Source organism: Gymnodinialimonas sp. 202GB13-11, assembly GCF_040932485.1.
GTDB lineage: Bacteria > Pseudomonadota > Alphaproteobacteria > Rhodobacterales > Rhodobacteraceae > Gymnodinialimonas > Gymnodinialimonas hymeniacidonis.
Genome location: NZ_JBFRBH010000001.1, coordinates 2,656,762 through 2,681,525 on the forward strand (window position 1 = coordinate 2,656,762; position 24,764 = coordinate 2,681,525).

The 24,764-nt window shown below is 61.9% G+C and carries 25 protein-coding genes; 12 read left to right on the top strand and 13 right to left on the bottom strand.

Annotation, left to right across the window (positions count from 1 at the left end; genetic code table 11):
* Positions 1-28: 28 nt before the first annotated feature.
* From V8J81_RS13400 to V8J81_RS13430, 7 genes are all read right to left on the bottom strand, one after another.
* Positions 29-2,047 carry a M3 family metallopeptidase gene (locus V8J81_RS13400; protein ID WP_368476255.1) on the bottom strand — a complete coding sequence of 673 codons (2,019 nt, stop codon included), beginning with the start codon at positions 2,045-2,047 and terminating at the stop codon, positions 29-31.
* A gap of 50 nt (positions 2,048-2,097) precedes the next feature.
* Positions 2,098-2,895, bottom strand: coding sequence for an amino acid ABC transporter permease (locus V8J81_RS13405; protein ID WP_368476256.1), 798 nt, complete (start codon positions 2,893-2,895; stop codon positions 2,098-2,100).
* A 39-nt stretch (positions 2,896-2,934) separates the two neighbouring features.
* Entirely contained in the window at positions 2,935-3,723 is a 789-nt protein-coding gene (locus tag V8J81_RS13410; protein ID WP_368476257.1) for a transporter substrate-binding domain-containing protein, read from the bottom strand.
* A gap of 66 nt (positions 3,724-3,789) precedes the next feature.
* Positions 3,790-4,842: a HesA/MoeB/ThiF family protein gene (locus tag V8J81_RS13415; RefSeq protein WP_368476258.1), complete on the bottom strand. Its 1,053-nt coding sequence runs from the start codon at positions 4,840-4,842 to the stop codon at positions 3,790-3,792.
* A complete protein-coding gene (dut, locus tag V8J81_RS13420) occupies positions 4,842-5,309 on the bottom strand; it encodes a dUTP diphosphatase (RefSeq protein ID WP_368476259.1) in 468 nt (155 codons plus the stop codon). Before dut ends, V8J81_RS13415 begins: the two co-directional genes overlap by 1 nt.
* Before the next feature lie 18 nt (positions 5,310-5,327).
* Positions 5,328-6,530, bottom strand: a complete 1,203-nt coding sequence (gene coaBC, locus V8J81_RS13425) for a bifunctional phosphopantothenoylcysteine decarboxylase/phosphopantothenate--cysteine ligase CoaBC (RefSeq protein WP_368476260.1) — start codon at positions 6,528-6,530, stop codon at positions 5,328-5,330.
* A 194-nt stretch (positions 6,531-6,724) separates the two neighbouring features.
* Complete coding sequence (locus V8J81_RS13430; protein ID WP_368476261.1) at positions 6,725-7,606, bottom strand: RNA polymerase factor sigma-32; 882 nt, start codon at positions 7,604-7,606, stop codon at positions 6,725-6,727.
* Between the two features lie 104 nt (positions 7,607-7,710).
* Here V8J81_RS13430 and cobU point away from each other — a divergent pair, with 104 nt between their 5' ends.
* The 4 genes from cobU to V8J81_RS13450 are packed head-to-tail and all read left to right on the top strand — an operon-like array spanning position 7,711 to position 11,163.
* Entirely contained in the window at positions 7,711-8,262 is a 552-nt protein-coding gene (gene cobU / locus V8J81_RS13435; protein WP_368476262.1) for a bifunctional adenosylcobinamide kinase/adenosylcobinamide-phosphate guanylyltransferase, read from the top strand.
* Between the two features lie 14 nt (positions 8,263-8,276).
* Complete coding sequence (locus tag V8J81_RS13440; protein ID WP_368477644.1) at positions 8,277-8,834, top strand: histidine phosphatase family protein; 558 nt, start codon at positions 8,277-8,279, stop codon at positions 8,832-8,834.
* A gap of 58 nt (positions 8,835-8,892) precedes the next feature.
* Positions 8,893-9,576 (top strand): glutathione S-transferase, encoded by a 684-nt coding sequence (locus V8J81_RS13445; RefSeq protein ID WP_368476263.1) that lies wholly within the window; start codon positions 8,893-8,895, stop codon positions 9,574-9,576.
* Between the two features lie 45 nt (positions 9,577-9,621).
* Positions 9,622-11,163: a YifB family Mg chelatase-like AAA ATPase gene (locus V8J81_RS13450; protein ID WP_368476264.1), complete on the top strand. Its 1,542-nt coding sequence runs from the start codon at positions 9,622-9,624 to the stop codon at positions 11,161-11,163.
* Here the strand turns inward: V8J81_RS13450 and V8J81_RS13455 are convergent.
* The 4 genes from V8J81_RS13455 to rsmI all read right to left on the bottom strand — a co-directional run bounded on the left by V8J81_RS13455 (position 11,149) and on the right by rsmI (position 14,257).
* Positions 11,149-12,048 carry an alpha/beta hydrolase gene (locus tag V8J81_RS13455; RefSeq protein WP_368476265.1) on the bottom strand — a complete coding sequence of 300 codons (900 nt, stop codon included), beginning with the start codon at positions 12,046-12,048 and terminating at the stop codon, positions 11,149-11,151. The genes V8J81_RS13450 and V8J81_RS13455 overlap by 15 nt on opposite strands.
* Complete coding sequence (gene gshB / locus V8J81_RS13460; RefSeq protein WP_368476266.1) at positions 12,045-12,986, bottom strand: glutathione synthase; 942 nt, start codon at positions 12,984-12,986, stop codon at positions 12,045-12,047. Before gshB ends, V8J81_RS13455 begins: the two co-directional genes overlap by 4 nt.
* Before the next feature lie 63 nt (positions 12,987-13,049).
* Positions 13,050-13,403, bottom strand: coding sequence for a YraN family protein (locus V8J81_RS13465; protein ID WP_368477645.1), 354 nt, complete (start codon positions 13,401-13,403; stop codon positions 13,050-13,052).
* Positions 13,400-14,257, bottom strand: coding sequence for a 16S rRNA (cytidine(1402)-2'-O)-methyltransferase (gene rsmI / locus V8J81_RS13470; protein ID WP_368476267.1), 858 nt, complete (start codon positions 14,255-14,257; stop codon positions 13,400-13,402). Before rsmI ends, V8J81_RS13465 begins: the two co-directional genes overlap by 4 nt.
* 235 nt (positions 14,258-14,492) lie before the next feature.
* On the opposite strand from rsmI, the gene V8J81_RS13475 reads away from it, so the two are divergent.
* From V8J81_RS13475 to murJ, 3 genes are read left to right on the top strand one after another with little or no spacing between them, the layout of a single operon-like run.
* Entirely contained in the window at positions 14,493-15,617 is a 1,125-nt protein-coding gene (locus tag V8J81_RS13475; protein ID WP_368476268.1) for a penicillin-binding protein activator, read from the top strand.
* Positions 15,577-18,408 (top strand): [protein-PII] uridylyltransferase, encoded by a 2,832-nt coding sequence (locus V8J81_RS13480; RefSeq protein ID WP_439649895.1) that lies wholly within the window; start codon positions 15,577-15,579, stop codon positions 18,406-18,408. Before V8J81_RS13475 ends, V8J81_RS13480 begins: the two co-directional genes overlap by 41 nt.
* Positions 18,409-18,412: 4 nt before the next feature.
* Positions 18,413-19,999 carry a murein biosynthesis integral membrane protein MurJ gene (gene murJ / locus V8J81_RS13485; RefSeq protein ID WP_368476269.1) on the top strand — a complete coding sequence of 529 codons (1,587 nt, stop codon included), beginning with the start codon at positions 18,413-18,415 and terminating at the stop codon, positions 19,997-19,999.
* Here the strand turns inward: murJ and V8J81_RS13490 are convergent.
* Together V8J81_RS13490 and V8J81_RS13495 are read right to left on the bottom strand one after the other, a co-directional pair.
* Positions 19,996-20,406, bottom strand: coding sequence for a hypothetical protein (locus tag V8J81_RS13490; RefSeq protein ID WP_368476270.1), 411 nt, complete (start codon positions 20,404-20,406; stop codon positions 19,996-19,998). The two genes, murJ and V8J81_RS13490, sit on opposite strands and share 4 nt — an antisense overlap.
* A gap of 60 nt (positions 20,407-20,466) precedes the next feature.
* Positions 20,467-21,150 (bottom strand): rhomboid family intramembrane serine protease, encoded by a 684-nt coding sequence (locus V8J81_RS13495; protein ID WP_368476271.1) that lies wholly within the window; start codon positions 21,148-21,150, stop codon positions 20,467-20,469.
* Between the two features lie 94 nt (positions 21,151-21,244).
* On the opposite strand from V8J81_RS13495, the gene trpS reads away from it, so the two are divergent.
* The 5 genes from trpS (at position 21,245) to V8J81_RS13520 (ending at position 24,749) form a co-directional block, all read left to right on the top strand.
* A complete protein-coding gene (trpS, locus tag V8J81_RS13500) occupies positions 21,245-22,270 on the top strand; it encodes a tryptophan--tRNA ligase (protein WP_368476272.1) in 1,026 nt (341 codons plus the stop codon).
* 106 nt (positions 22,271-22,376) lie between these two features.
* Complete coding sequence (locus tag V8J81_RS13505; protein ID WP_368476273.1) at positions 22,377-22,859, top strand: VOC family protein; 483 nt, start codon at positions 22,377-22,379, stop codon at positions 22,857-22,859.
* Positions 22,860-22,998: 139 nt separating this feature from the next.
* Positions 22,999-23,220: a hypothetical protein gene (locus tag V8J81_RS13510; RefSeq protein ID WP_368476274.1), complete on the top strand. Its 222-nt coding sequence runs from the start codon at positions 22,999-23,001 to the stop codon at positions 23,218-23,220.
* 41 nt (positions 23,221-23,261) lie between these two features.
* Positions 23,262-24,125: a branched-chain amino acid aminotransferase gene (locus V8J81_RS13515; RefSeq protein WP_368476275.1), complete on the top strand. Its 864-nt coding sequence runs from the start codon at positions 23,262-23,264 to the stop codon at positions 24,123-24,125.
* A gap of 168 nt (positions 24,126-24,293) precedes the next feature.
* Complete coding sequence (locus V8J81_RS13520) at positions 24,294-24,749, top strand: universal stress protein (RefSeq protein WP_368476276.1); 456 nt, start codon at positions 24,294-24,296, stop codon at positions 24,747-24,749.
* Positions 24,750-24,764: the final 15 nt, after the last annotated feature.

The window sequence follows — 24,764 nt, forward strand, 5'->3', positions numbered from 1 at the left end:
ATTTTTCGCTTCTGCGTTGGATCTCCGCTCAGGCCGCGCTGTCCAGCCCGCGCCCTTTCAACAGCGCTTCAACCCCTGGCATCCGCCCGCGGAACGCGGTGTAAAGCACGTCCGCCTCCTGGCTCCCGCCTGCCGAAAGAATGTGCGTTTCCAAAGACTTGGCCATCTTCGGATCGAACGCGCCACCTGCTTCCTCAAAGGCTTCGAACGCATCCGCGTCCATTACTTCGGACCACATGTAGCTGTAATACCCGCTGGAATAGCCATCCCCCGCAAAGACATGCGCAAATTGCGGCGTCCGGTGCCGCATTTCAATCGCCCGCGGCATTCCAATGCGCTCAAGCGTTTTTTCCTGCGATTCCATCGGGTTATCTGGCGCACCGCCATCGTGGAAATCCAGATCCACAAGCGCCGAGGCGACATATTCCACGGTCGAGAAACCCATATCATAGGTCTGCGCCGCCAAAAGCCGCTCCAACAGATCCTTCGGCATCGCCTCACCCGTTTCCACATGCGTCGCGAATTTCTCAAGCACTTCAGGTACTTCCAGCCAATGCTCGTAAAGCTGGCTCGGCAATTCCACGAAGTCCCGCGCCACCGAAGTCCCTGAAATCGAGGCATAAGTTACGTCGCTCAACATCTGGTGCAGCGCATGCCCAAACTCGTGAAACAACGTCCGCGCATCATCATACGACAATAGCGCCGGTTCACCCTTCGCGAAGTTGCACACGTTCACAACAATCGGCCGCGTCTCCCCACCCAGCTTCTTCTGTGAGCGCATAGCCGAGCACCAAGCCCCCGAGCGTTTCGATCCGCGCGCGAAGTAATCTCCAATGAAAACAGCGACATGCGCACCATCCCGCGTCACCTCCCACGCCCGTGCATCGGGGTGGTAAAGCGGCACATCCAACGGCGCGAATTCCAACCCGAACAACCGGTTGGCACAATCAAACGACGCCGCAATCATCGCCTCGAGCGACAGGTACGGCTTCAACTCCGCCTCATCCAGATCATGCTCCGCCTTGCGCCGCTTCTCCGAATAAAAACGCCAATCCCAAGGCTCCAACGGCCCGTTCACGCCATCCTCGGCCATCATCGCCGCCAGTTTTTCGGCATCCGCCTCCGCCTGCGCCTTCGCTGGCTCCCAAACCGCCATCAGCAAATCGCGCACATTATCCGCCGACCCCGCCATTTCGGTTTCAAGCTTGAAGGCCGCAAAATCCTTGTATCCCAAGAGCTTGGCGCGCTCATCGCGCAAGGCCAGCGTCTCGGCCGCAATCGCGCGATTGTCAGTCTCACCGCCATTCGCGCCCCGCGCGGCCCAGGCCTTGTAGGCGGTCTCGCGCAAATCCCGGCGCGGCGAGAATTGCAGAAATGGCACAATCAATGACCGCGACAAGGTCACAACCGGCCCGTCTGCGCCCTTCTCTTCACCAGCCGCCCGCGCTGCGTCCACAACGAAATCCGGCAGCCCCTCCAGATCAGATTCTTCCAATGGCATGAACCAGTTACGCTCATCCGCAAGCAAGTTCTGCGTGAAGGACGTGCCGAGCACAGACAGCCGCGCCATCACGTCCGTGAGCCGATCTCGCGCCTCGCCTTCCAGCGCCGCTCCAGACCGCACAAAGCCCCGCCGTGTCAGCTCCAAAACGCGCATCTGCTCATCGTTCAGGCCGAGCGTATTGCGACGCTGCCACAAGTCGTCAATTCGCGTGAAGAGCTTGGTATTGTTAGAGATTTCCGATGACAACGCCGACAGCTTCGGCGCAAATTCACGCTGCAACTCCTCCCGCACCGGGTTCGAATCCGACCCGGCAAGGTTGTAAAACACCCCCGCCACGCAGTGGAGCAGCTTGTCGGACAGTTCCAACGCCTCAATCGTATTCTCGAATGTCGGCGGCTCGGCACTTTCCGCAATCGCATAGACCCCGTCACGCGCCTCGGAAATCGCGGCCTCCATCGCAGGCGCAAAATGCTCATCGGAGATTGCCTCGAACGGTGGCATCTCGAACGGTGTGTCCCAGCTCTGAAGCAGCGGATTTGTCATGGCGGTTCTCCTTTGGATCACAGATAGGCGTCCGGGACGGCATGGGCACCCTAGCGTTGTTCACTTTGTCTCAGCCGAACTTCCAACCGTCTGAGAAGTAACGATAAAGTCACGGTCATGGTCAGGTAGATCAGCGCGACTACGTTATAGGTCTCGAAATACCGAAAGTTCGACGCGGCAATCACTTTGCCCAATTGCGTCACATCCAGAACCCCAAGCACCGACACCAGCGACGAATCCTTCACCATCGCCACAAAGTCATTGCCTAGCGGCGGTAAGATCGTCCGGATCGCCTGCGGAAAGACGATATGCCGGAAACGATTCCAACGGCTTAACCCCAAGGCATCCGCCGCCTCCAACTGTCCCTTGTCGATGGATTGCAGGCCCGCTCGGAACACCTCGGCGATGAACGCAGAATAGCCGATCGCCAGCGCAATGATCGCACGCCACAGCAGCGGGAAATCACGCGTGCGGATGGTCTCGGCCCCCACGCCCTCCGCCGCCCAATTGTACGCCGCCACCAAGGCGGGCGCGAAAACAAAGGCCACGTAGAGCAGCAATACGATGATCGGAACACCGCGCACGATTTCCACGTAGAACCGTGCGATCTGCCGCAAAATCAGGCTCCGGGACAGGCTCATCAATGCCAGGCCCATCCCCATGAACGAGGCCATGGTGAAACCCACCAGCGTCACCATCACCGTGATCCCAACGCCCCGGCGCAAGGTCACGACAAGCTGTTCGTAGATCGGATCGCCCCACATCCGCCACACGGCAAAGACCCCGAGCGCGCCAAGCGCGACGAGCCACCAGGGAAAATCCTTGTCCTGCGGTGTGGGGGAGATCATGGGAAATGGCGCGCCGGAAACCCCAGCGCGCCCAATCGTTTACTGGCCAAGTGCGTAGTCGACGAACCAGCGCTGGTCGAGCTCGGCCAAGGTGCCATCTTCGCGCATCGACTCGATGCCTGCATCAAAGGCCGCAACCAGATCGCTGTCATTGGGGAAGATGAAGCCAAATTCCTCGGTCCCAAGCGGATCGCCGATCATCTGCAACCGGTCCGGGTTGGCCGACACATAGCCCTGCCCCCCGGCGCTGTCGGCCAGCACCATGTCGACGTCTTCGGTCATCAAGGCCTGAATGGCGGCCGGGATCGTTTCGAACAGAACGATGCGCGGATTGCCTTCATCGCCATCCAGCACGTCGTAGACGCCGACGTAGAAGGGTGTCGTGCCTGCTTGTGACCCAATTAAAAGCTCCTCATCCGCGGCGAATTCTTCTGCCGTAGCAAAGCGATCCTCATCCGCCGCCACCAGCATCCGCATCTGGCTGACCATGTAAGGCGCTGAAAAATCGACCAATTCATCACGGTCTTCGCGGATCGTGATGCCGGTCATGCCCATGTCGTATTGCGCCTCCGACACGGCGGGGATCATCGCGTCCCAGCTGATGTTTTCGATGACGGGGGTGAAGTTCAGGCGCTCCGCCAAAATCTCCAGCGCGTCATATTCCCAGCCGATGGCCATGCCTGTGACCGGGTCAATGAATTGTAGCGGCGGATAGGCGTTTTCCGTAACGACAACGATCTCGCGCCCTTCGAGGTCGGGCAGATGCCCGTCGGCAGATGCAGCGAACGGAACAAGCGCGGCCAAAGCGGCCAAAACAACATGTTTCATGGTCAGACTCCCTGTTTTTCTGAGATCAGTATGGCCGAGCGATCCGGGCGCACAAGGCCCGCCCGGTCAAAGCCCACCACAAACCGCGCAATCGGCCCGGCGCTGCGCCTTGATCGTGCGCGTCTCGGCATGGAGTGCATCGTAAATCAGCATCCGACCACGCAGACCCTCGCCCGCCCCGGTTATCTCTTTCACCGCCTCCAGCGCCATCATGGAGCCGACAACGCCCGGCAAAGCGCCGAGCACGCCAGTCTCGGCACAGGTCGCGGCAAGATCGGGCGCGGGGGCCTCGGGGAAGACACAGGCCATACATGGCGCACCACCCGCTGGGTCGTACAGTGTGACCTGCCCTTCCCATGCGCTGATCGCCCCGGCAATGACGGGTCGACCGGCAGCCACGGCGGCGCGGTTGACCATGGCGCGCACCTCAAAGCTGTCGGTACCATCAAGGATCAGGTCGAAGTCCGCGAACAGCGTTTCAGCGACATCCTCAGTCAATTCTCGATTATAAGGGCGGACGTCCACATGAGGGTTTAGCGCTTTCACCGCCATCTCAGCTGAGAACACCTTTGGCATTCCCGTCCGATCATCGGTGTGAATGATCTGACGTTGCAGGTTCGACAAGCTGACCACGTCATGGTCGATTACTCCGATCCGCCCGACGCCTGCCGCCGCCAGATAAAACAAAACCGGCGCGCCTAGCCCGCCTGCGCCCACCACAAGAACTTTGGCATTCTTCAGCGCAAGCTGACCGCCGCCGCCGATGTCCGGCAAGGTGATATGGCGTGCGTAACGCTCCAGCTCCACATCCAGAAACGGGCCTTCGGGCAGGCTCACATCCGCGTCGCGCGCGGCCTCGATCTCCTCCGCGCGCCCTCGGATGCGCCCAAGCACGAGACGGTAGCCCAGAACAAGCGCAACGAATGCGCCGAGCAGCAGCCACAATGCGGCGGAACCTCCGGTCGCCTCCCGCAGCGGATGGCCAAAGGGCAGCGCAATCTGCACCCCCAGCACCGCGATATAGAGCAAACCGAGCATGTAAAGACGCGCCTGAACCGGCGTTCTCATCACATGGCCGATGCCCCACAGCACGGCGGCAAGAAACAGGACAAACAGCATCAGCGCGTCCCGGTGGACCCGAAGCCACCCGATCCGCGCGATGTATCCGAAAGGGCCCCAACGATCCGATATTCGGCCTTAACCACAGGCGCCACAACGGCCTGCGCAATGCGCGCGCCATGCTCAATCGTGAACGGCTCATCCCCAAGATTGATCAGGATCACCCCCAGAGGCCCGCGATAATCGCTGTCGATGGTGCCGGGCGCATTGGCCAGCGTCACACCATGTTTCAAAGCCAAGCCGGAGCGTGGCCGAACCTGCATCTCGAACCCATCCGGAATTGCAACGCGCAGACCGGTGGGCACCAATGCGCGCGCACCAGGGGCCAGCACCATACCGCCCCGATCCGCCTCTGCGAAATTCGCGCGCAGGTCCGCGCCCGCAGCACCTGCCGTCGCATAGTCAGGCAAGGCAACATCCGCGTCGGCCCAATCCTCTCGCACCACTTCGATGTCCGGCACCTGCATCCCCCAGACGTCCCGTCGCTACGCCGTCAAAGCCTCAGCGATCCGTGCCGCCAAGCGACGGGCCACCTCGTCTTTTCCCAATCTAGGCCATTCCTCGGCCCCGTCTTGGGAAATCAGCACGATCCGGTTCTCATTCCCGCCCATGATCCCAGTCTCGGGTGAGACGTCATTCGCCACAATCCAATCGCAGCCCTTTCGTGCACGTTTGGCCGTTGCATTGGCCACAACATCGTCGGTCTCGGCCGCGAAGCCCACGACCAGCGCGGGCCGCTCTACTGTCCGTTGGGAGACCGTCGCAAGAATGTCCAGGTTCTCTGCGAATTCCAGCGCCGGAGCATTGCCGCTGCCGTCCTTCTTCATCTTCGAGCCGCTGGCATTTTCCACCCGCCAATCGGCCACCGCCGCAGCGAAGACAGCCGCATCGGCTGGATGAGGGGCCGCATCGACCGCCGCCGCCATCTCCGCCGCCGTTTCCACCCGCACGACCTCAACGCCCGCGGGCGGCGGCACCGTTGCAGGCCCAGTCACAAACCGCACGGACGCGCCCAGATCACGCAAAGCCTCGGCAAGCGCCGTGCCTTGCGCACCGGAGGAGCGGTTGGCGATATATCGAACCGGATCAATCGGCTCATGGGTCGGGCCAGAGGTGACTAGCACATGCTTGCCCTTCAACGGCCCATCGTTCAGCGCGGCGTCCACGGCGGCGACGATATCGGGCACCTCGCTCATCCGACCCGGGCCATATTCTCCGCAGGCCATATTGCCTTCGTCCGGACCCACAACCAGCACGCCATCCCCTTGCAAGATCGCAAGATTACGCTGGGTCGCCGGATGCTCCCACATCCGTACGTTCATCGCAGGCGCCAACAGAACACGCTTGTCTGTCGCCATCAGAAGGGTGGAGGCCAGGTCATTGGCGTGGCCATGGGCCATCTTCGCCATCAGGTCGGCAGTCGCGGGGGCCACAACCACCAAATCAGCGGCACGCGAAAGCTCGATATGGCCCATCTCGGCCTCATCGGTCAGGTCGAACAGGTCGCGGTAGACCTTTTCTGCCGCTAGGGCCGAGGCCGACAACGGCGTCACGAATTCTTCGGCGGCCTTTGTTAAAACCGGCGTGACCGAAGCCCCCTGATCCCGCAGGCGGCGGATCAGGTCGAGCGATTTGAATGCGGCAATGCCGCCCCCAATGATCAGGAGAATTCGCTTGTTGGTCAGCATTCTGCGCCCCTTCGACGTCGCGCAGACACGTTATGCGCGCGTCTCCGCCCCTTCAATCTGATTCGGGGCGGTTGCGATGGGGCTTCAGGGGATGACGATCGCCAAAGGCGCTTCAATCGGCAAAGCGGTCGGTGGTGACACGAACAGCGTCACCACGAATAGGCCCGCGAGCAAGACCAATGGCGCATGGAGCATTACACGGCGAAGAATGACCGAACCTCCTTCGACTGTGCCTCCAGCGTCTTGCGCATCTTGCCGAACGCGGCGGCTTCAAGCTGGCGCACGCGCTCTTTCGACAGGCCAAGCTCGTTGCCGAGGCTTTCCAGCGTCCGCGGGTCTTCGCGCAGCTTACGTTCGCGCACGATGAACCGTTCGCGGTCATTCAGCGCGTTCATCGACGTGATCAACCACTCACGCAGCTGCATCCGGTCGTGATCGGCTTCAACGATCTCTTCCGCCTGCTCACTGGTATCTTCCAGCGCGTCAATCCACTCACGGCCTTCATCATCGACCGATTGCGTCGCGTTCAGCGAATAGTCGGACCCGGCCAAACGACCTTCCATCATCTCCACATCATGCAGGGGCACGCCCACTTCGGTGGCGATCATCTGGCGCAACTGATGCTTGTCGAGCGTCTCGCCCACCTGCATCGCCTCACGCTCCAACCGTGCCTGAACACGACGCATGTTGAAGAACAAGGATTTCTGGGAGGAGGTCGAACCGGTTCGCACCATCGACCAGTTGCGCATCACGTAATCCTGGATGGAGGCCTTGATCCACCACACGGCGTAGGTTGAGAAGCGAACACCCCGATCAGGGTCAAACTTGTCGGCGGCCTTCATCAGGCCAAGCCCTGCTTCCTGGATCAAGTCGTTCATCGGCGCGCCGTAGCGCTTGAATTTTGCCGCCATTGAAATGGCCAACCGCATATAAGCCGTGATCAAGCGGTGCAGACTTTCCTCGCACCGTTCATCCCGCCAAGCGTATGCCAGCCTCAATTCGGTCTCTGCATCCAACAACTCCGCCTTCATAGCGCGGCGGGAAAGTGACTGGTCTGATCCCATATCCAATGCCATAACGACCCCCCGGTTTTTAACCTGTCTGAACACGCCTGTTTCGGCGGCTTTCAAATAGGGTTACGCAGGTAAAAACCGTTTGGATCACAATTCAGGACATAAAATTGCGTCTGCCCCCTCTCAGTCTGGTTCTCGGCGGTGCCTCCAGTGGCAAATCGACCTTTGCCGAGCGGATGGTACACCAATCCGGGTTGGCCAAAGTCTACATTGCCACGGCTGAAATGCTGGATGGCGAGATGTCGGAAAAAATTCAGGCTCATCGCGACCGTCGTGTGGGCCAGGGTTGGCGCACCGTCGAGGCGCCGCATGATGCGGCCCGGGCGCTGGCGCAAATCGAAGGCGGCGAAGTCGCCCTGCTGGATTGCGTGACCTTCTGGCTCACCAACCTGATGATCGACGACGGGGACTGGCAGGAGGAGTTGGACCTGCTGATCGACGTGCTGATCCAGATGCGCGCGCCGGTTGTGCTGGTGTCCAACGATGTCTCGGGCGGCGTGATCCCCGAAAACGCGCTGGCCCGCGCGTTCCAACGGGCGCAAGGTGTCGTGAACCAGAAGATCGCCGCCGAGTGTGATCTGGTCGTCTATGTCCGCGCCGGCCTGCCACAGGTACTCAAAGGCCAGCCCAACCTCGACGACGTGGATGATCCGTGGTGAGGCGTCTGGTCTGGGTGCGCCACGGCCCAACACACCAAAAGACCTTCACAGGATGGCGAGATGTGCCAGCTGATCTATCAGACAGCGCGGCCATCGCGCGGTTGGCGGATTGGTTGCCGGCGGACGCACCCATCATCTCATCCGATCTCAAACGCGCGGTCGCCACGGCGGATGCCATCGCAGCGGGCCGCCGTCGCCTACCCCACGCCTCGGACCTGCGCGAATTCAACTTTGGGGACTGGGACGGCGTGCATTTCACGCAAGTCGCCGCCACCCACCCGGAACTCAGCCGCGCGTTCTGGGAAGAACCCGGCGATATCGCGCCACCCAATGGGGAAAGCTGGAATGCCGTGACGCGACGGGTGGCGCGGACGGTTGATGATGTCCTTGCGCGACATGACGGCGATCTGGTCTGCGTCGCACATTTCGGTGTCATCCTGTGCCACATGGCCCACGCCACCGGCATGTCACCCTACGAAGCGCTCGGTCACAAGATCGACCCGCTCTCCGCCACCATGCTGGTCCAGACCGACGGCACATGGCAGGCGGAACACATTAATCACGCCCCGTGATGAGCCGCATCAGCGGCTTTGGTTTGACGCAAACCCAAAACCCGGCATTGATGCGTGCATGACGTATTCTCTCCTGATCGGGCAAAAAAGCTATTCGAGCTGGTCCCTGCGCGGCTATCTCAGCTTTGCACCTTTCGACATCCCCGTGACCGTCCATTCTGCAGTCATCTATTCCGACTCCTTCTACGATGATGTGGCAGACTTCGGTGCGCACCGCACAGTGCCTGCCGTCCGAACGCCAGAAGGGGGCATGCTGACCGACAGCCTCGCCATCGGCTGGCACTTGGCAGAAGCGTTCCCCGACAAGGGCTTGCTGCCCGCCGACCCCATCGCGCGGGCCGAGGCGCAAAGCATCATCGCCGAGATGCATTCAGGCTTCACCGCGATCCGCGGCGCCTGCCCAATGAACCTGCGCACAGCATGGGCCGGATTCGAGCCCTCACCAGAGGTGCTGGCCGATGTCGCCCGGATTGAGGAGGTCTGGACCCGCGCCCTCAATCGCTCCGGCGGGCCGTTCCTTTATGGCGACTTCACCCTGGCCGATGCTTTCTACGCCCCAGTCGTCACGCGCCTGCTGTCCTATGGCTTGCCGATGTCCGACACCGTCGCCGCCTACGCGCAGTCGCTGACGACCCATCCCAGCTTCCTCAGTTGGCGCGCGGAAGGGCTGGACGAGGATGCCGAAGTTGCCGTCTACGACAAGGCCCCGCTGGAACGCATCCCCTTCCCGACTTTCTCTTAACGTTCGTTAACACTTCGCTAACCATGATCCGGCTAGGACTGGATCATGTTTGATTCACCCTCTCCCGAAGCGCTTGCGCTGACCCATACCGTCGCCTTTGAGGGGTTGGAGGCGCGACGCGTCGAAGTGCAGTGCGCCGTGACCGCGGGCTTGCCGGGCTTTGCGATTGTCGGCCTGCCAGACAAAGCCGTGTCCGAGGCGCGCGAACGGGTGAAGACGGCATTGCAGGCAATGGCTATCGCCCTGCCGTCGCGCCGGATCACGGTGAACCTGTCGCCTGCGGATTTGCCCAAGGAAGGCTCCCACTTCGATCTGCCCATCGCGTTGGCTCTACTGGCCGCCCTTGGCATCGTGCCGAAGGAGCGTGTGGAAACCGCGATGGCACTGGGGGAGATGTCGCTCGACGGGCGGCTAGTTCCTGTTCTTGGCGCGCTACCTACTGCGTTGGCGGCAGGCGAAGACGGCCGAACCCTGTATTGCCCGACCGGGTGCGGGGCGGAGGCAGCGTGGGTCGGGGCAACACCCGTTTTTGCCGCCAGCTCGCTCGCCGAATTGATTGCTCACCTCACCGACCGCGCACCACTTGAGCCCGCGAAACCGGGCGAGGTTGCCGCCGAAACCGGACCAAAATGCTTCTCTGAGGTACGCGGCCAGGAACGCGCAAAGCGCGCGGTGGAAATAGCTGCTGCCGGACGGCACCACCTGCTTATGATCGGCTCTCCCGGGTCCGGCAAATCAATGCTCGCCGCGCGCCTGCCGGGTATCTTGCCGCCCTTGTCGGCGCCCGAGGCGCTGGAAACCTCTATGATCCACTCGCTTGCGGGACTGCTGACCGAAGGCGGCATCTCGCGAACCCGGCCCTTCCGTGCGCCGCACCACACGGCATCCATGGCCGCCATCGTGGGCGGCGGGCGTGGAGCGAAACCCGGTGAGATCAGCCTCGCCCACAACGGCGTTCTGTTCCTCGATGAATTCCCGGAATACCCGCGTCAGGTGCTGGAGACGCTGCGCCAACCGATCGAGACCGGCGATGTCGTCGTGGCCCGCGCCAATGCCCATGTGACCTATCCCTGCCGCTTCCTTTTGATCGCCGCAGCCAATCCGTGTCGCTGCGGGCAACTTTATGATGCGAACCAGGCCTGCAACCGCGCGCCGGTCTGCGGGCAGGATTACATGGGCAAAATCTCCGGCCCGTTGATGGACCGTTTTGACCTGCGGCTTGAGGTGCCACCGGTCGCCTATTCCGACCTCGACCTGCCCGCCTCGGGCGAGAGCAGCGCCGTGATCGCCGCTCGCGTGGCCACAGCCCGTGCCTTGCAGGCGGAGCGTTTCGCGGCCCTCGGCACGAATGCGCTGGTCAATTCCGATGCCGAAGGGGCGTTGCTCGATCAGATCGCCACACCGGATGCGCCGGGGAAAGAGATGCTCTTGAAAGCCGCCGACCAGTTCCACCTGACCGCGCGCGGCTATCACCGCGTCTTGCGGCTGGCCCGCACCATCGCAGATCTGGAAGGGGTGGAAACGGTCAGTACCCCCCATATCGCGGAGGCCATCGGCTACCGCCTAATCGGGTCACGCGAGACGTAACTGCGCCTTAATGAACTGCGCCGCCTTCTCAAGGGCGTCGCGCGCCTCAGGCAAGGCGTCCCCGAAGATATGCCAAGTGTGCGGCGGGTTCGGCCAATCCTGCACCACAACCTCTCCGCCCGCTCCGCGCAACACGTCGGCCATCCGCAACGCATCGTCCCGCACGATCTCGGTCTGTGAATGCTGGATGAGCGTAGGCGCTGGTGCGCTGAATTTTGCAAAAAGCGGCGACAGGCGCGGATCAGCCAGATCGGCCCCTTCGGCCACGGCAAAACCGATCAGGTCCGGCAGGCGCTCTACTGGCAAAAGAGGGTCTCGTTTCGCGTTTTCGACCATCGACGCGCCGGAACCCGTCAGGTCCGTCCATGGGCAAAAGGCCACACAGGCGGCGGGCCGAACACCCTCCGCCCCCAGTTCCGCCATGAGCGACAGCGCCATGCCGCCGCCCGCACTGTCGCCCGCCAGCACGATCTCTTCAGCCCGCGTGCCTTTTGCAACCAACGCGTCCCAAGCCGCCCGCGCATCCTCTTGCGCGGCGGGTAAACGGTGTTCCGGCCCCAGCCGATAGTCCGGCGCAACCACCCGTGCCCCGCTGCGCCGCACAAGGCTGCGGATCAGCGCCCGGTGCGATAGGGGTGATCCGGCAATATAGCCCCCGCCATGGAAATAGAGGATCGTGCCCGACGGCCCATCGGCAGGTTCGGTGACGGTCACAGACGGCTCACCCGCTTCAACGCGTTCCGACAAATCCTTCTTCCGACCACTCAGGACCCGCCCGAGATAGTCGAAATCCTTGCGCTGGCTGCCCGGTTTTTGCACGTAGCGCAGCCGCGTCTTGCCGACCAACCGGCAGCCGACGTTCAAAACGGCCAGCCTCAGACTCACGCTTCCGCGGCCCGGCGCTCCACCGCCTCCCAGATTTTCGCGGCGATGTTCACGCCGTCAAAGCGCTCCAGCTCCTGAATTCCGGTAGGCGAGGTCACGTTGATCTCGGTCAGCCAACCGCCAATCACGTCGATGCCGACAAAAACCTGCCCCATCTCACGCAAGCGCGGGCCGATGATGGAGCAGATCTCCAACTCCCGGTCCGTCAGCGCAGTCGCCTCGGGTCGCCCGCCCACATGCATGTTCGACCGCGTCTCACCCTTGGCAGGCACCCGGTTGATACCGCCCACAGGCTCCCCATCGACAAGGATCACGCGCTTATCGCCCGCCGACACATCCGGCAGGAACTTCTGCATGATGAGGGGCTCGCGATTGATGCCGGTAAACAGCTCATGCAGCGAATTCAGGTTGCGATCCTCCGGCGTCAGGCGGAACACCCCCGCCCCGCCATTGCCGTAAAGCGGCTTGAGGATGACATCGCCATGATCTGCCTTAAACGCCTTCAACATCTCGATATCGCGCGCAATCATCGTGGGCGGCGTCAAATCCGGATAATCGAGCACCAGCAGCTTCTCAGGACAGTTCCGCACCCAGAACGAGTCGTTCACGATCAGCGTCTTGCCCTTCAGCCGGTCGAGCAAATGCGTGGTGGTGATGTAGCCCATGTCAAACGGCGGATCCTGCCGCAGCCAGATCGCGTCAACATCGGCCAGATCAACAATCTCTGGCGCCTCGGCGTGAACATGATCGCCCTGCACCCGCTGCACCCTGATCCGCCGCGCCCGCGCCAGCACGCGGTTTTCGCGGTAGAACAGATCGTCGGGCGTATAGACCATCAAGTCATGCCCGCGCGCCTGCGCTTCCTCAGCCAAACGGAACGAGGAATCCGCCTCAATATCGACCGCTTCGATCGGGTCCATCTGAAACGCCACCAACATGCCTGTCCCTCCGCATAGCTTCGCCTTCACTTGGCGTGGGCTGGGGGCCAGTGCAAGGGGGGATCAGGCAGACAGTGCATTCTGCAAGACATCTACGCGCCCTGCACCATCGACCAAAGCCACATCAAATCGCATCGGCGTCAGGCTGCCCTTTGGAAATCCACCAAGGCAATGCTCAGCACTTTGCAAAAGGCGAGCAATTTGCTTGCGAGACAGACTCTCGGCAGCCCGCACATGGGTACTGGATTTCTTGACCTCGACGAAAACAACCTGTCCGTCGCGTTCCATCACCAGATCAATCTCTCCTCCCGCGCCGCGCCAGCGCCGAGCTACAAGAATATGTCCGTGATCCAGATAAAGTCGCATGACCTGATCTTCGGCGGCCTTGCCAGACAGGTAGGCGTTATGGCCTTTCAGCCGTCGTTTTTCAGCTTCAGGCCCAGTTGATAAAGATCCCGCTTCGACAGGTTCAAAACCTCGGCCACCTGCGCCGCGGCCTGTTTCAGCGGCAGATCCGCCATCGCCGTGCGCAGTGCTGCTTCCACATCCGCCTCCGTCGCGACTGGCCCGGTGCCGCGGCCGATCACCAGTACAATTTCGCCCTTCACCGGTTGTTCCGCCAAGCGGTCGCGGACCTGCCCACAGGTGCCGCGGAGCACTTCCTCGAAGCGTTTGGTCAATTCCCGGCATAGCGCCACCTCTCGGTCATCCCCCAAGACCTCACACAATTCAGCTAATGTTCGGTAAACGCGCTTCGGGCTTTCGTAGAGGATCACGGTCGCTTTCGCGGCATCCAGATCCGCTAGCCATTTACGCCGTGCGCCCGCTTGCGGTGGCGGGAAGCCCGCAAACAGAAACCTGTCCGAGGCCAACCCGGATACGCTCAAGGCGGCCAAGGCTGCAGAAGCGCCCGGCGCGGAATAAACAGCGATCCCCTCTTCAATGGCTGCGCGGCCCAACTGGTAGCCCGGATCAGCCACCAAAGGTGTCCCGGCCTCCGAGACATAGGCCATGCTCTTCCCGGCCTGCAGAAGCTTGAGCAAGCCAGCCCTACCCTGCGCGCTGCTGTGATCGTGATAGGCAATCATCTGACGCCCTGCGACAGGAATCCCGTGAATTTCCATCAATCGCCGCGCCGTACGCGTGTCTTCCGCCGCGATCACATCCGCGTCTTTCAGCACATCCAGCGCACGCAGGGTTATGTCGCGGGCCGACCCGATCGGCGTGGCCACAAAATGCAATCCGGGCTGCACTTTTCCCCCTGCCGTCATGCGCGCCGCTCCGCCATAAGCAGGCAAGGGCGCGTCAAGGCGCTTGCGTTGAAGGGGTCGGATGGTCCATCTGCAGCGCGGGGGCACTGGACGGCACGGTCGGATCGTTTACTTGATCTGGCATAGGCCGTAGCGTGCATGCGCGGGCTCCCGCAATGAGAATTAAGTACGCCTCGAGGGAGGGCATCGTTCAATGGTTTCCGGTTTCGCAAAACTTCGCAACCCAGCTCGCATATTGGGCGCTCTGCTCCTGACCTTTGTTTTGACGGCATGTCAAATCGGTGGTGGCCCGATCGGCCTTGGAACCGGACCGCGCGTTAACGGACAAACCGTTGAAGTTGCCATGCTTTTGCCGATGTCGGGTGGCGGCGGTGACGCGCTTCTGTCGCGCAGCCTTGAAAATGCCGCCCGTCTGGCCGCCGCTGATGTGGCAGACAACGCCACCATCAACATTACGGTCTACGACACCGCCGGCAACGCATCCACCGCCGCGACCCGCGCGCAAGAAGCCGTGGGCAACGGCGCAGACGTGATCGTTGGCCCGCTCCGCTCGGACGCAGCCGCCGCCGTTGGTGTGGCTGTTGCAAACTCGAACGTGGCTGTGCTCAGCTTCTCCAATAATACCGAGATTGCGGGCGGCAACGTTCTTGTCTTGGGATATACCTTCGCCAATACAGCAGATCGTATCGTCAGCTATGCCGCCCGTCAGGGCCGCGGGAATATTGTGCTCGTCCATGCCAGCAACCTCGCCGGTGAAGTGGCGCGCGATGCTGTACGCACGGCAGCCGCGCGCAGCGGTGCCAACATCACCGCAACCATTCCCTACGAGTTCAGCCAGGTCGGCGTGGTCAACGTCGTGCCTCAGGTCACGTCCGCTGCACGCAACTCCGATGCGGTTTTGCTGACTTCGGACAGCGCAGGCGCCCTGCCGCTTTTCGCACAGCTTCTGCAGGAGAATGGCCTGAACCCCGCAACGACCCAGATGATGGGCCTGACCCGTTGGGATATTCCACCCGCAACGCTGGAATTCTCGGGCCTTCAGGGCGGCTGGTTTGCCCTGCCTGACACAGGTGCCGCGGCTGATTTCAACGCACGTTATGCCGCCACGAACGGCGCGGCCCCCCATGCGCTTGGCAGCCTTGGCTATGACGCCATCCGCGCCGTCGCTCAGACGGCGGGCACGGGCCGCCTTGGCGCGGGTGATTTCGTGGCAGCCGGTCAGGTCGACGGTGCAGGCGGCGTGTTCCGCTTCCTCAACGACGGAACGATCCAGCGCGCCCTCGCCGTGGCCGCAATCGTGAACCAACAGGTGAGTATCGTTGACCCCGCCCCAAGACGCCTTGGCGGTGCCGGTCTCTGACCGGCCACGCAACCCGTCCCTTTCAAACCCTTCCAAGCCGGGCACATTACTGCTGCCCGGCGCGGATATTGTAGACCGGGCTGCCCTTCAGGCCCGGATCGACAGCGCCTGCCAGTCCGCGCCCGACGCTGCAGCCATCCGCGCGGCAACGGTCGCGGAACTTCTGGAGACCCAAAAGGTCAGCCGCGCGCGCATTGCCGATGCGATCCTCGAAAACCCGCTTGCCGCGCGCCGCGCCACACGCACTTACGCGCACCTGACCGATGTGTTGGTCACAGAGGTCATGCGGGTGGCGCAGACCTATCTGCATCCCACAGGCGTGCCCATCGGATCTGAGCGGATGAGCGTTCTGGCCGTCGGCGGCTACGGACGCGGGGAAATGGCCCCGCATTCCGACGTCGATCTGCTGTTCCTGACGCCCTACAAAGTCACCCCGCAGATCGAAAGCGTCATAGAAAGCGCGCTCTACATGCTGTGGGACCTGCGCCTGAAGGTGGGCCATGCCAGCCGGACGGAGAAGGAATGCCTCCGCCTCGGCAAGCAGGATTACACCATTCGCACCACCCTGCTTGAAATGCGCCACCTCTACGGCGACCCGACCTTGAGCGCTGAGCTTGCAGATACAATGCGCAGCCAGCTCTTCGACAAGACAACCGGTGAGTTTATCGAGGCAAAACTCGAAGAACGCGCCAGCCGCCACAAGCGGCAGGGCGGGCAACGCTATATGCTGGAGCCGAACGTCAAGGAGGGCAAAGGCGGGCTGCGTGACCTTCAGACGCTCTATTGGATCGCCAAATACGAACACGGCGTCAGCCGCGCGGCAGAACTGGTCAAAGCCAAGGTTTTCCGCCCCGAGGAATTCGCCGCCTTTGATGAGGCCGAGCGCTTCCTCTGGGCCGTGCGCTGCCACCTGCACCTGATCGCAGGCCGCGCGCAGGACATGCTCAGCTTTGACATGCAGGTCGAAGTCGCCGACCGCCTTGGCTATACCGACCATTCCGGCAGACGCGCGGTCGAACACTTCATGCAGGATTACTTCCGCCACGCCACCCAGGTGGGCGAGCTGACCCGCATCTTCCTGACGGGTCTGGAAGCGCGCCACGTCAAACAGGAACCCGCCATCCTGAACTTCCTGCGCGGGGTGAACCGGCGCAAACGGCTCAAACCCGGCTATGCGTTGAAACAGAACCGGCTGACCATCGACCGGCCTAAAACCTTCTTCAAGGACAAGCTGAACATCCTGCGCCTGTTCGAAGAAGGCCTGCGCACCGGCTACCTGATTCACCCAGACGCGATGCGCGAAACCTCCGCCCGGCTTGACCTGATCGACGATGAGATGCGTCGCGATCCTGAGGCCAACCGTATCTTCCTCGACCTGATGCTCAAACACGGCAACCCCGAACGCGGCCTGCGCCGGATGAATGAGCTTGGGGTGCTGGCCGCCTTCATGCCGGAATTCGCCCCCATCGTCGCGATGATGCAGTTCAACATGTACCACAGCTATACGGTGGATGAGCATACGATCCAGGTGATCTCGACCCTCGCCCAGATCGAACGCGAAGAGCTTGTCGAAGAACTCCCCCTCGTTTCCGGTATCCTCAAGCGCGGGGTGAACCGCAAGGTCCTGTTTGTGGCTTGCCTGCTGCACGACATCGGCAAAGGACGGAAAGAGGATCACTCGATCCTCGGCGCGCGTATGTCCCGCTCGATTTGCCCCCGCCTTGGCCTGAAACCGGCGGAATGCGAAACCGTCGAATGGCTGGTGCGCTACCACCTTCTGATGTCTGACATGGCCCAGAAACGCGACATCGCGGACCCGCGCACCGTGCGCGACTTCGCCAAGGCCGTAAAAACCCGCGAGCGGCTGGACCTGCTGACCGTGCTGACGGTCTGCGACATCCGCGGCGTCGGACCGAACACCTGGAACAACTGGAAAGCCACGCTCCTGCGCGGGCTTCACCGCGCCACCGCATCTGCCCTTGAAACGGGGTTGGAGGATATCAACCGCGAGCAGTTGGAAGGGGAGGCCAAAAAGGCCCTGCGCGGCGCACTGGCCGATTGGTCCAAGCCCGAGATCAAGGCCGAGGTCGACCGCCATTACGGCCCCTATTGGCAAGGTCTGGACCTTGGCACGCAAGTCACCTTCGCGGAAATGCTGCGCGGGCTGGAAGATGATGAGATCCGCATCGACACCAAGCAGGACGAAGACCGCGATGCCACCCGCGTGTGCTTTGCGCTGCCCGACCACCCCGGCATCTTCTGTCGCCTCGCAGGCGCCCTATCGCTGGTCGGTGCCAATGTCGTTGATGCGCGCACCTACACCTCCAAGGATGGCTACGCGACCGCCGTCTTCTGGGTTCAGGACCATGATGGCCATCCCTACGAAAAGGCCCGCCTGCCGCGCCTGACCGGCATGATCCGCAAAACCCTGAAAGGGGAGGTTCTGGCCTCCGAGGCGATGGAACGCCGCGACAAGATCAAGAAACGCGAACGCCCGTTCGACGTGCCCACCACCATCACCTTCGACAATGAAGGTTCCGAGATTTACACGATCATCGAGGTTGATACCCGCGACCGTCCGGGCTTGCTCTACGACCTGACCAAGACCTTCGCGGCGGCGAATATCTACATCGCCTCCGCCGTGATCGCGACTTACGGCGTGCAGGTGGTCGATACCTTCTACGTCAAGGATATGTTCGGCCTGAAACTGCATTCCGAAGGCAAACGTGCCGGGCTTGAAAAGAAACTCCGCGCCGCGATTGCCCGCGTGGCCGAACGGGCGGGGGCCTAGGGCCTTGGCCGCCGCAAAGCCCATTCGCCTGTTGGCGGGCTTTTTCACGGTTGGGTTCTGGACATTGTGCAGCCGCATCCTCGGCTTCGTGCGCGACATCCTCCTGGCCGCGTTCCTCGGCACCGGCCCGGTGAATGAGGCGTTCCTTGTCGCCTTCTCCCTGCCCAACCTCTTCCGGCGCTTCTTTGCCGAAGGCGCGTTCAACACCGCTTTTGTGCCGCTCTTCTCGAAAAAGGTCGAAGGCGGCGAAGATGCCCAGACCTTCGCGCAAGACGCCTTTTCGGGCCTTGCCACTATCCTGATCGTGCTGACGCTGGTCGCCACCGCAGCCATGCCGTGGCTGGTGCTGGCCATGGCGGGTGGATTCGCAGCAGATGAGCGATTGGAACTGGCCACGGATTACGGGCGCATCACCTTCGTCTACATCCTGTTCATTTCACTGGCCGCGCTCTTCTCCGGCGTCCTGAACGCTCTTGGCCGTTTCGCCGCAGCCGCCGCCGCACCAGTCTTGCTCAACATCATCCTTGTGGCAGCGATGCTGGGGGCCGAATGGTTCCAGCCCGACGGCAAGATGACCTCGCTCGTCTATCCTGAAGAACGCTACGCCACTGCACTGGCGTGGGGCGTGCCACTTGCCGGGATCGCGCAATTGGTGCTGGTCTGGTTCGCCGCAGAACGGGCCGGCATCCGCATTCGCCCCCGCCTGCCGCGCCTGACGCCCGACATGAAGAAACTCGCTATCATCGCTCTACCCGCGATGCTTGCTGGCGGTGTCGTGCAGATCAACCTGTTGGTGGGCCGTCAAGTCGCCAGCTTCTTTGACGGGGCCATCGCGTGGCTCTACTACGCAGACCGTCTCTACCAACTGCCCCTTGGCATGGTGGGCATCGCCATTGGGATTGTCCTGCTGCCGGACCTGTCCCGCCGCCTGCGTGCGGGTGATGCAGAGGGCGGGCGCAACGCACTCTCACGCGCGGCTGAGATTTCGATGGTCCTGACAGTGCCCGCCGCCGTCGCCCTCGCCGTTATACCCGTGCCCCTGATTTCGGTGCTGTTCGAGCGGGGGCAATTCGCCTCCGATGATACCGCCGCAACCGCGCTGGCGCTGACCGTCTATGCCATCGGCCTGCCCGCCTTTGTTCTGCAAAAAGTGCTTCAGCCGCTCTACTTCGCGCGCGAGGACACGCGCACACCGTTCCGTTTTGCAGTGGTGGCGATGGTCGTCAACGCGGTCGTAGCCATCGGGCTTGCCCTGCTGATCGGCTTCCTTGGGGCCGCTATCGCCACAACCGCAGCCGCATGGGTCATGGTGGCCCTCCTCTCCAAAGGCCGCCGCTCCATGGGGGAAGAAGCGCAATTCGACACACGCTTTCGCGGCCGCATCTGGCGCATCGTCGCGGCAGCGCTGTCGATGGGAGTGGTGCTTTTAGGAACTGAGATCATCCTCGGCCCCTTCTTCGGAGCCGAGGGCATTCGTTATGTCGCCTTGGCGTTGCTGATCTTGATCGGCATGGCCAGCTATTACGGCTTTGGCCGCCTCTTCGGTGCCTTCAGCCTGGCTGAAATGCGCAGCGCCCTGCGGCGCGGTTAAAGCGGCGTCAGACGTCCGACATAGTAGATCACGCCACCGGTTGAGCTTGGGAAATTCAGCTGGACCTGATCGCCGTTGAACCGCACGCGCAGGCATTCCTCATCCTCGACCGGCACCAGCGTGTTGCCCTGCAACATCGAAACGGTCGTGCAGATCTGACGGCCCGAGACGCGCCAGATGGCCCACGCCTCTTCATCGCCATACGCCACGAACCGCGCCACATTGCCCGCACGGAACTCCACAGTCATGGAGAAGTCCGAAGGCGCATTCGGATCGCGGTATTCATCGACCGTCAGCAGGTGGTTTGTGAATGCCGCCTCAATCTCGGCCCGCGTCTGTGCTTGGGCCGCAACGCCCATCAGTCCAAGGGCCACAGCCCCGGCGGCAAGGTATTTCAATATGCTCATATCTGCTCGATTTCCCGTGTTCTTCGCCGCCACCCCATAGTGACGGGCAACACGGCAACCCTAACGCTGTCGCATCCGGGTTAGCAACCGCGCCCACCCGCCGGGGCTGACCACGAAGGACAACAGCAAACCCGTCACAAACCCGGTGAAATCCGCCACAACCGTTCCGAACTCGCCATTGATCAACGCGAACAGCAACTGGATCGCCAAAAGCGCCCCGATCAACCCGAACGCCCGCATCTGGCCCGAGCCCTGCGCCTCCGCACGCATCCACATCAGGAAGGTGAACGCCCCGATCAGGCCGTAAACACCGGGATAGCCGCCCACCAGCGGAAAGGGGCTGTCCATGATCAGCACGAAACCCAACGCACCGGCCACCGCCGACACCCAGAACACCGCCAGAAACGCCAGCGTCGAATAAACCTCCGCTACCATCTTGCCGAGCGCCAGGATGAACACGACGACAAACGCCGCGTGCACGAAACTGCCGTGGATAAGCGGATAGGTCACGAACCGCAGCAATTGCTCCGCCGGATAAATCCCGTTCGTCACCATCCACGTCCACACCTGATCGAGAACCGCGAAATCTTCCATCGCGGCCAGCCGCCAGCCGACGCCGCCCTGCCCGCCTAGAAACCCGGCGGTTGCAGCCTGAAACATCAATTCCAGCCCGAAAATGACCACGGCCAAAGCCACCACAACGGGCGGCAAGGCGTTGAAGGGGGATACGTTGTGATCTTCCACGGGCAACGGACCTTTGGTTGACGGCTCTTCCCCCTGTGGGTAAGCCCTCCCGCGCCGCTTGGCCAGTGGGGCCAGAGGCAGTGAGGGACCGACCATGGCAGACACCCAATTCACCCCGCGCGTCTTTTCGGGCATCCAGCCCTCTGGCGGGCTGACCCTTGGCAACTACCTCGGCGCGATCAAGCGCTTCGTGGACATGCAGGATGAGGGCTCATTCGAGACGGTCTATTGCATGGTCGACCTACACGCGATCACCGCCAAACTGCTCGACCCGGATGAGCTTCGCCACAACACGCGGGAGCTTTGCGCGGGCTTCATCGCCTCCGGCATCGACCCCGAAAAATCCATCCTGATCAACCAGTCCCAGGTCCCCGAACACGCCCAACTTGCGTGGATCTTCAACTGCATCGCCCGCATGGGCTGGATGGAGCGGATGACGCAGTACAAGGACAAGGCCGGCAAGAATGCCGAAGCGGCCTCCCTTGGCCTGCTCGCCTATCCCGCGCTCATGGCCGCTGACATCCTACTCTACCACGCGACCCATGTCCCCGTGGGCGACGACCAGAAACAGCATCTCGAACTGACGCGCGACATCGCCGCGAAGTTCAACCACGATTACGGCGTCGATTTCTTCCCGATCACCGAGCCTGTCATCGAAGGTGCCGCCACCCGTGTGATGAACCTGCAGGACGGCACGAAGAAAATGTCGAAATCCGACCCGTCGGAAAAGACACGCATCAACATGACCGATGACGCCGACACCATCGCCAAGAAGATCCGCAAGGCGAAGACCGACCCCGATCCGTTGCCCGACGCGATGGATGCGCTCACCGACCGCCCCGATGCCCGTAACCTCGTGAACATCTACGCGGCCTTGGCCGACATCACGCCGCAAGCGGTCCTCGACAGACACGGGGGCAGCCTCTTCGGCCATTTCAAGGTCGCACTGTCCGAGGTCGCCGTCGAAAAGCTCTCCCCCATCTCGGCCGAGATGAGCCGCCTTATGGACGACCCGTCCGAGATCGACCGCATCCTGCGCCGCGGAGCTGACCGGGCGCGCGAAATCACCGTGCCTGTGCTCGAAAAGACGTATGATATCGTGGGGATGCTACGCAGCTGACCCCTGAATTTGCTTGCCGATAATCGGCGCACACTAACCCTGCATTCTCGTGGAATTGCGCCCCAACGCGTGGTGCACCACCTAGGTCATCGAAAGGAAGCCTACGATGACCTACACTGCAGATCCCGGCACAACCATCGGCCATACGCACCTCAAAGTGTCTGACCTTGAACAGTCCATCGCTTTTTACCGCGATGTGATCGGCTTGGAGGTGCAGCAAAGATATGGCCACGATGCCGCCTTCATGTCCGCTGGCGGTTATCATCACCACCTCGGCCTAAACACTTGGCGCAGCCGGGGTGGGCCACGCCCCGCACCCAACGCGACCGGCTTATTCCACGTCGCTTTCCTCTACCCGACCCGCAAAGCCTTGGCGCAGGCTGTGGCCAATGTCCTTGGGCATGGCGTTACGCTGACCGGCGCGGCCGATCACGGCGTCTCTCAGGCGCTCTACCTCGATGATCCCGACGGAAACGGGATCGAGCTGTATTGGGACCGCGCGCCTCAGGACTGGCCCCGCGATCCCGATGGAAATCTGGCAATGGTCAACGACCGACTGGATATAAATGCCCTTCTGAAGGAAGCGTGAGCCCCGTAAACTAAGGTGACGTTGCGCCATTGTGCATTCACGCACAAATCTTACGCCTGCGTTAACTTTACATTCATATTTCTGACGTTATGTTCCCCGATACTTCAAACATCGACAGCACCAGTACGGGGGGAACTGCATGACCAGTCGTCTCACCACCCGGTCGGATACGCCGACCGTATCTGCCAAGGACCGCACCTCTGATCGGATCTTGGCCACTCAAACCGCCTGCCGCACCAAAGCGGCCAAGCAGGCGCGCTCAGACCACAAGGCCGCGCGCACGCAACCTCGCGCCCCGTCCTCGGACACAGGCGTCACCATGATGTATCAGCAGGGCTTCACCTCTGGACCTTCCATGTGACCTGGCTCTACCCTCCCCCTGACCGATAAGGGGAGGGCACCATGGCCACCGGCACCAACATCAAAACTTATTTCGATGGCGCTTGGCATGATGCGGATATCCCCGTCATGCGTGCGGGCGACCACGGCACATGGCAGGCCACCACCGTCTTCGACGGCGCGCGCTATGTGAACGGCCTCGCCCCTGATCTGCGCGCCCATTGTGACCGCGTCGTGCGCTCCGCCCGCGCACTCAGCCTAAACCCCGGTAAAACGGGCGAGGAGATTTTCGAGATCATCTGGGAGGGGTTGAAACGCTATCCCAAAGACACGCCCGTCTATGTCCGCCCGAACTTCTACGGCATCGACGGCGGCCATTACGGAATTGTCCCCGCCGAGACGGAGGCGGGCTTTTTCATCTGCCTTGAAGAGGTGCCCATCGCCCCGCCAGAGGCATCATCGCGCCTGACCACCACACGCTTTCACCGCCCCGTCCTGAACACTGCCGTGCTCGACGCAAAGGCAGGCTGCCTCTACCCCAACAACGCGCGGATGCTGATGGAGGCGCGGTCCAAGGGCTACGACAATGCCCTTGTGACCGATGCCATGGGCAACGTGGCTGAGACCGCCACCGCCAACATCTTCATGGTCCGTGATGGCGAGGTCTTTACGCCCATCCCCAACGGCACGTTTCTCAACGGCATCACCCGCCAGCGCCACATGAAAAACCTGCGCGCAGACGGCTACACTGTGACCGAGACCATTTTGGGCTACGATGATTTCCGGCAGGCGGACGAGGTCTTCATGACCGGCAACCTCAACAAAGTCACGCCAGTGCTCGAATTTGACGGAACCAACTATCAGCACGGGCCCGTCACGAAACGCGCGCGCGAGCTTTACTGGGATTGGGCGGCCTCCGCTGCCTGAGGGCCTTGGAAATCGTTAAAATTTGGTAAACAAAATCGCGATTATCTCAATCTATCAATGGTTTAACCCATATGTGCAACCTTGCAACCGGTGCACCCACCCCATCTTCCGCTAGACAGGCCCGCCCCCCTCCGTCATGCTCCATCGTCGGAGAGAGGAACCAATCCGATGCGCACATTTCTCGTCATCCTCGATGACACCCGCGAATGCCTCAACGCCATGCGCTTCGCCGCCATGCGCGCCCACAACACCGGCGGCGGGGTCGAAATCCTCTCGGTGATCCCCCCTGACGAATTCAACCATTGGATCGGTGTTGGCGAGGTTATGCGCGCAGAGGCGCGCGAACGGATCGAGGCGCATTTCAACGTCTTCGCCAAATGGATGCGCGACAAGCAGGACATCGACCCGACCCTCGTGATCCGCGAAGGCGATCCGCTGGAGGAAATCCTGAACCACATCCATGCCAACAAGGAAATCGGCGTGCTTGTGTTGGGCGCAAACTCCGGCAAAGGGGGCCCCGGCCCCTTGGTCTCGCAGCTCACCAAACAAGCGGGCAATCTGCCGGTACCTATGACGGTTGTGCCCGTGGAGCTCAGCAAAGAACAGCTCGAAGTCATCACCTGACCCGCCTCAGCCAAT

Excerpts from the sequence above, each read along its gene's own strand:
- V8J81_RS13505 (WP_368476273.1), top strand. The coding sequence starts at position 22,377 with ATGACCTACACTGCAGATCCCGGCACAACCATCGGCCATACGCACCTC.
- gshB (WP_368476266.1), bottom strand. The coding sequence starts at position 12,986 with ATGTTGGTGGCGTTTCAGATGGACCCGATCGAAGCGGTCGATATTGAG.
- V8J81_RS13430 (WP_368476261.1), bottom strand. The coding sequence starts at position 7,606 with ATGGCATTGGATATGGGATCAGACCAGTCACTTTCCCGCCGCGCTATG.
- V8J81_RS13445 (WP_368476263.1), top strand. The coding sequence starts at position 8,893 with ATGACGTATTCTCTCCTGATCGGGCAAAAAAGCTATTCGAGCTGGTCC.
- V8J81_RS13415 (WP_368476258.1), bottom strand. The coding sequence starts at position 4,842 with ATGCTGTTTGTCCTGTTTCTTGCCGCCGTGCTGTGGGGCATCGGCCAT.
- V8J81_RS13490 (WP_368476270.1), bottom strand. The coding sequence starts at position 20,406 with ATGAGCATATTGAAATACCTTGCCGCCGGGGCTGTGGCCCTTGGACTG.
- V8J81_RS13400 (WP_368476255.1), bottom strand. The coding sequence starts at position 2,047 with ATGACAAATCCGCTGCTTCAGAGCTGGGACACACCGTTCGAGATGCCA.
- dut (WP_368476259.1), bottom strand. The coding sequence starts at position 5,309 with ATGCAGGTGCCGGACATCGAAGTGGTGCGAGAGGATTGGGCCGACGCG.
- V8J81_RS13515 (WP_368476275.1), top strand. The coding sequence starts at position 23,262 with ATGGCCACCGGCACCAACATCAAAACTTATTTCGATGGCGCTTGGCAT.
- V8J81_RS13450 (WP_368476264.1), top strand. The coding sequence starts at position 9,622 with ATGTTTGATTCACCCTCTCCCGAAGCGCTTGCGCTGACCCATACCGTC.
- V8J81_RS13410 (WP_368476257.1), bottom strand. The coding sequence starts at position 3,723 with ATGAAACATGTTGTTTTGGCCGCTTTGGCCGCGCTTGTTCCGTTCGCT.
- V8J81_RS13510 (WP_368476274.1), top strand. The coding sequence starts at position 22,999 with ATGACCAGTCGTCTCACCACCCGGTCGGATACGCCGACCGTATCTGCC.
- V8J81_RS13520 (WP_368476276.1), top strand. The coding sequence starts at position 24,294 with ATGCGCACATTTCTCGTCATCCTCGATGACACCCGCGAATGCCTCAAC.
- trpS (WP_368476272.1), top strand. The coding sequence starts at position 21,245 with ATGGCAGACACCCAATTCACCCCGCGCGTCTTTTCGGGCATCCAGCCC.
- V8J81_RS13405 (WP_368476256.1), bottom strand. The coding sequence starts at position 2,895 with ATGATCTCCCCCACACCGCAGGACAAGGATTTTCCCTGGTGGCTCGTC.
- coaBC (WP_368476260.1), bottom strand. The coding sequence starts at position 6,530 with ATGCTGACCAACAAGCGAATTCTCCTGATCATTGGGGGCGGCATTGCC.
- rsmI (WP_368476267.1), bottom strand. The coding sequence starts at position 14,257 with ATGACGGCAGGGGGAAAAGTGCAGCCCGGATTGCATTTTGTGGCCACG.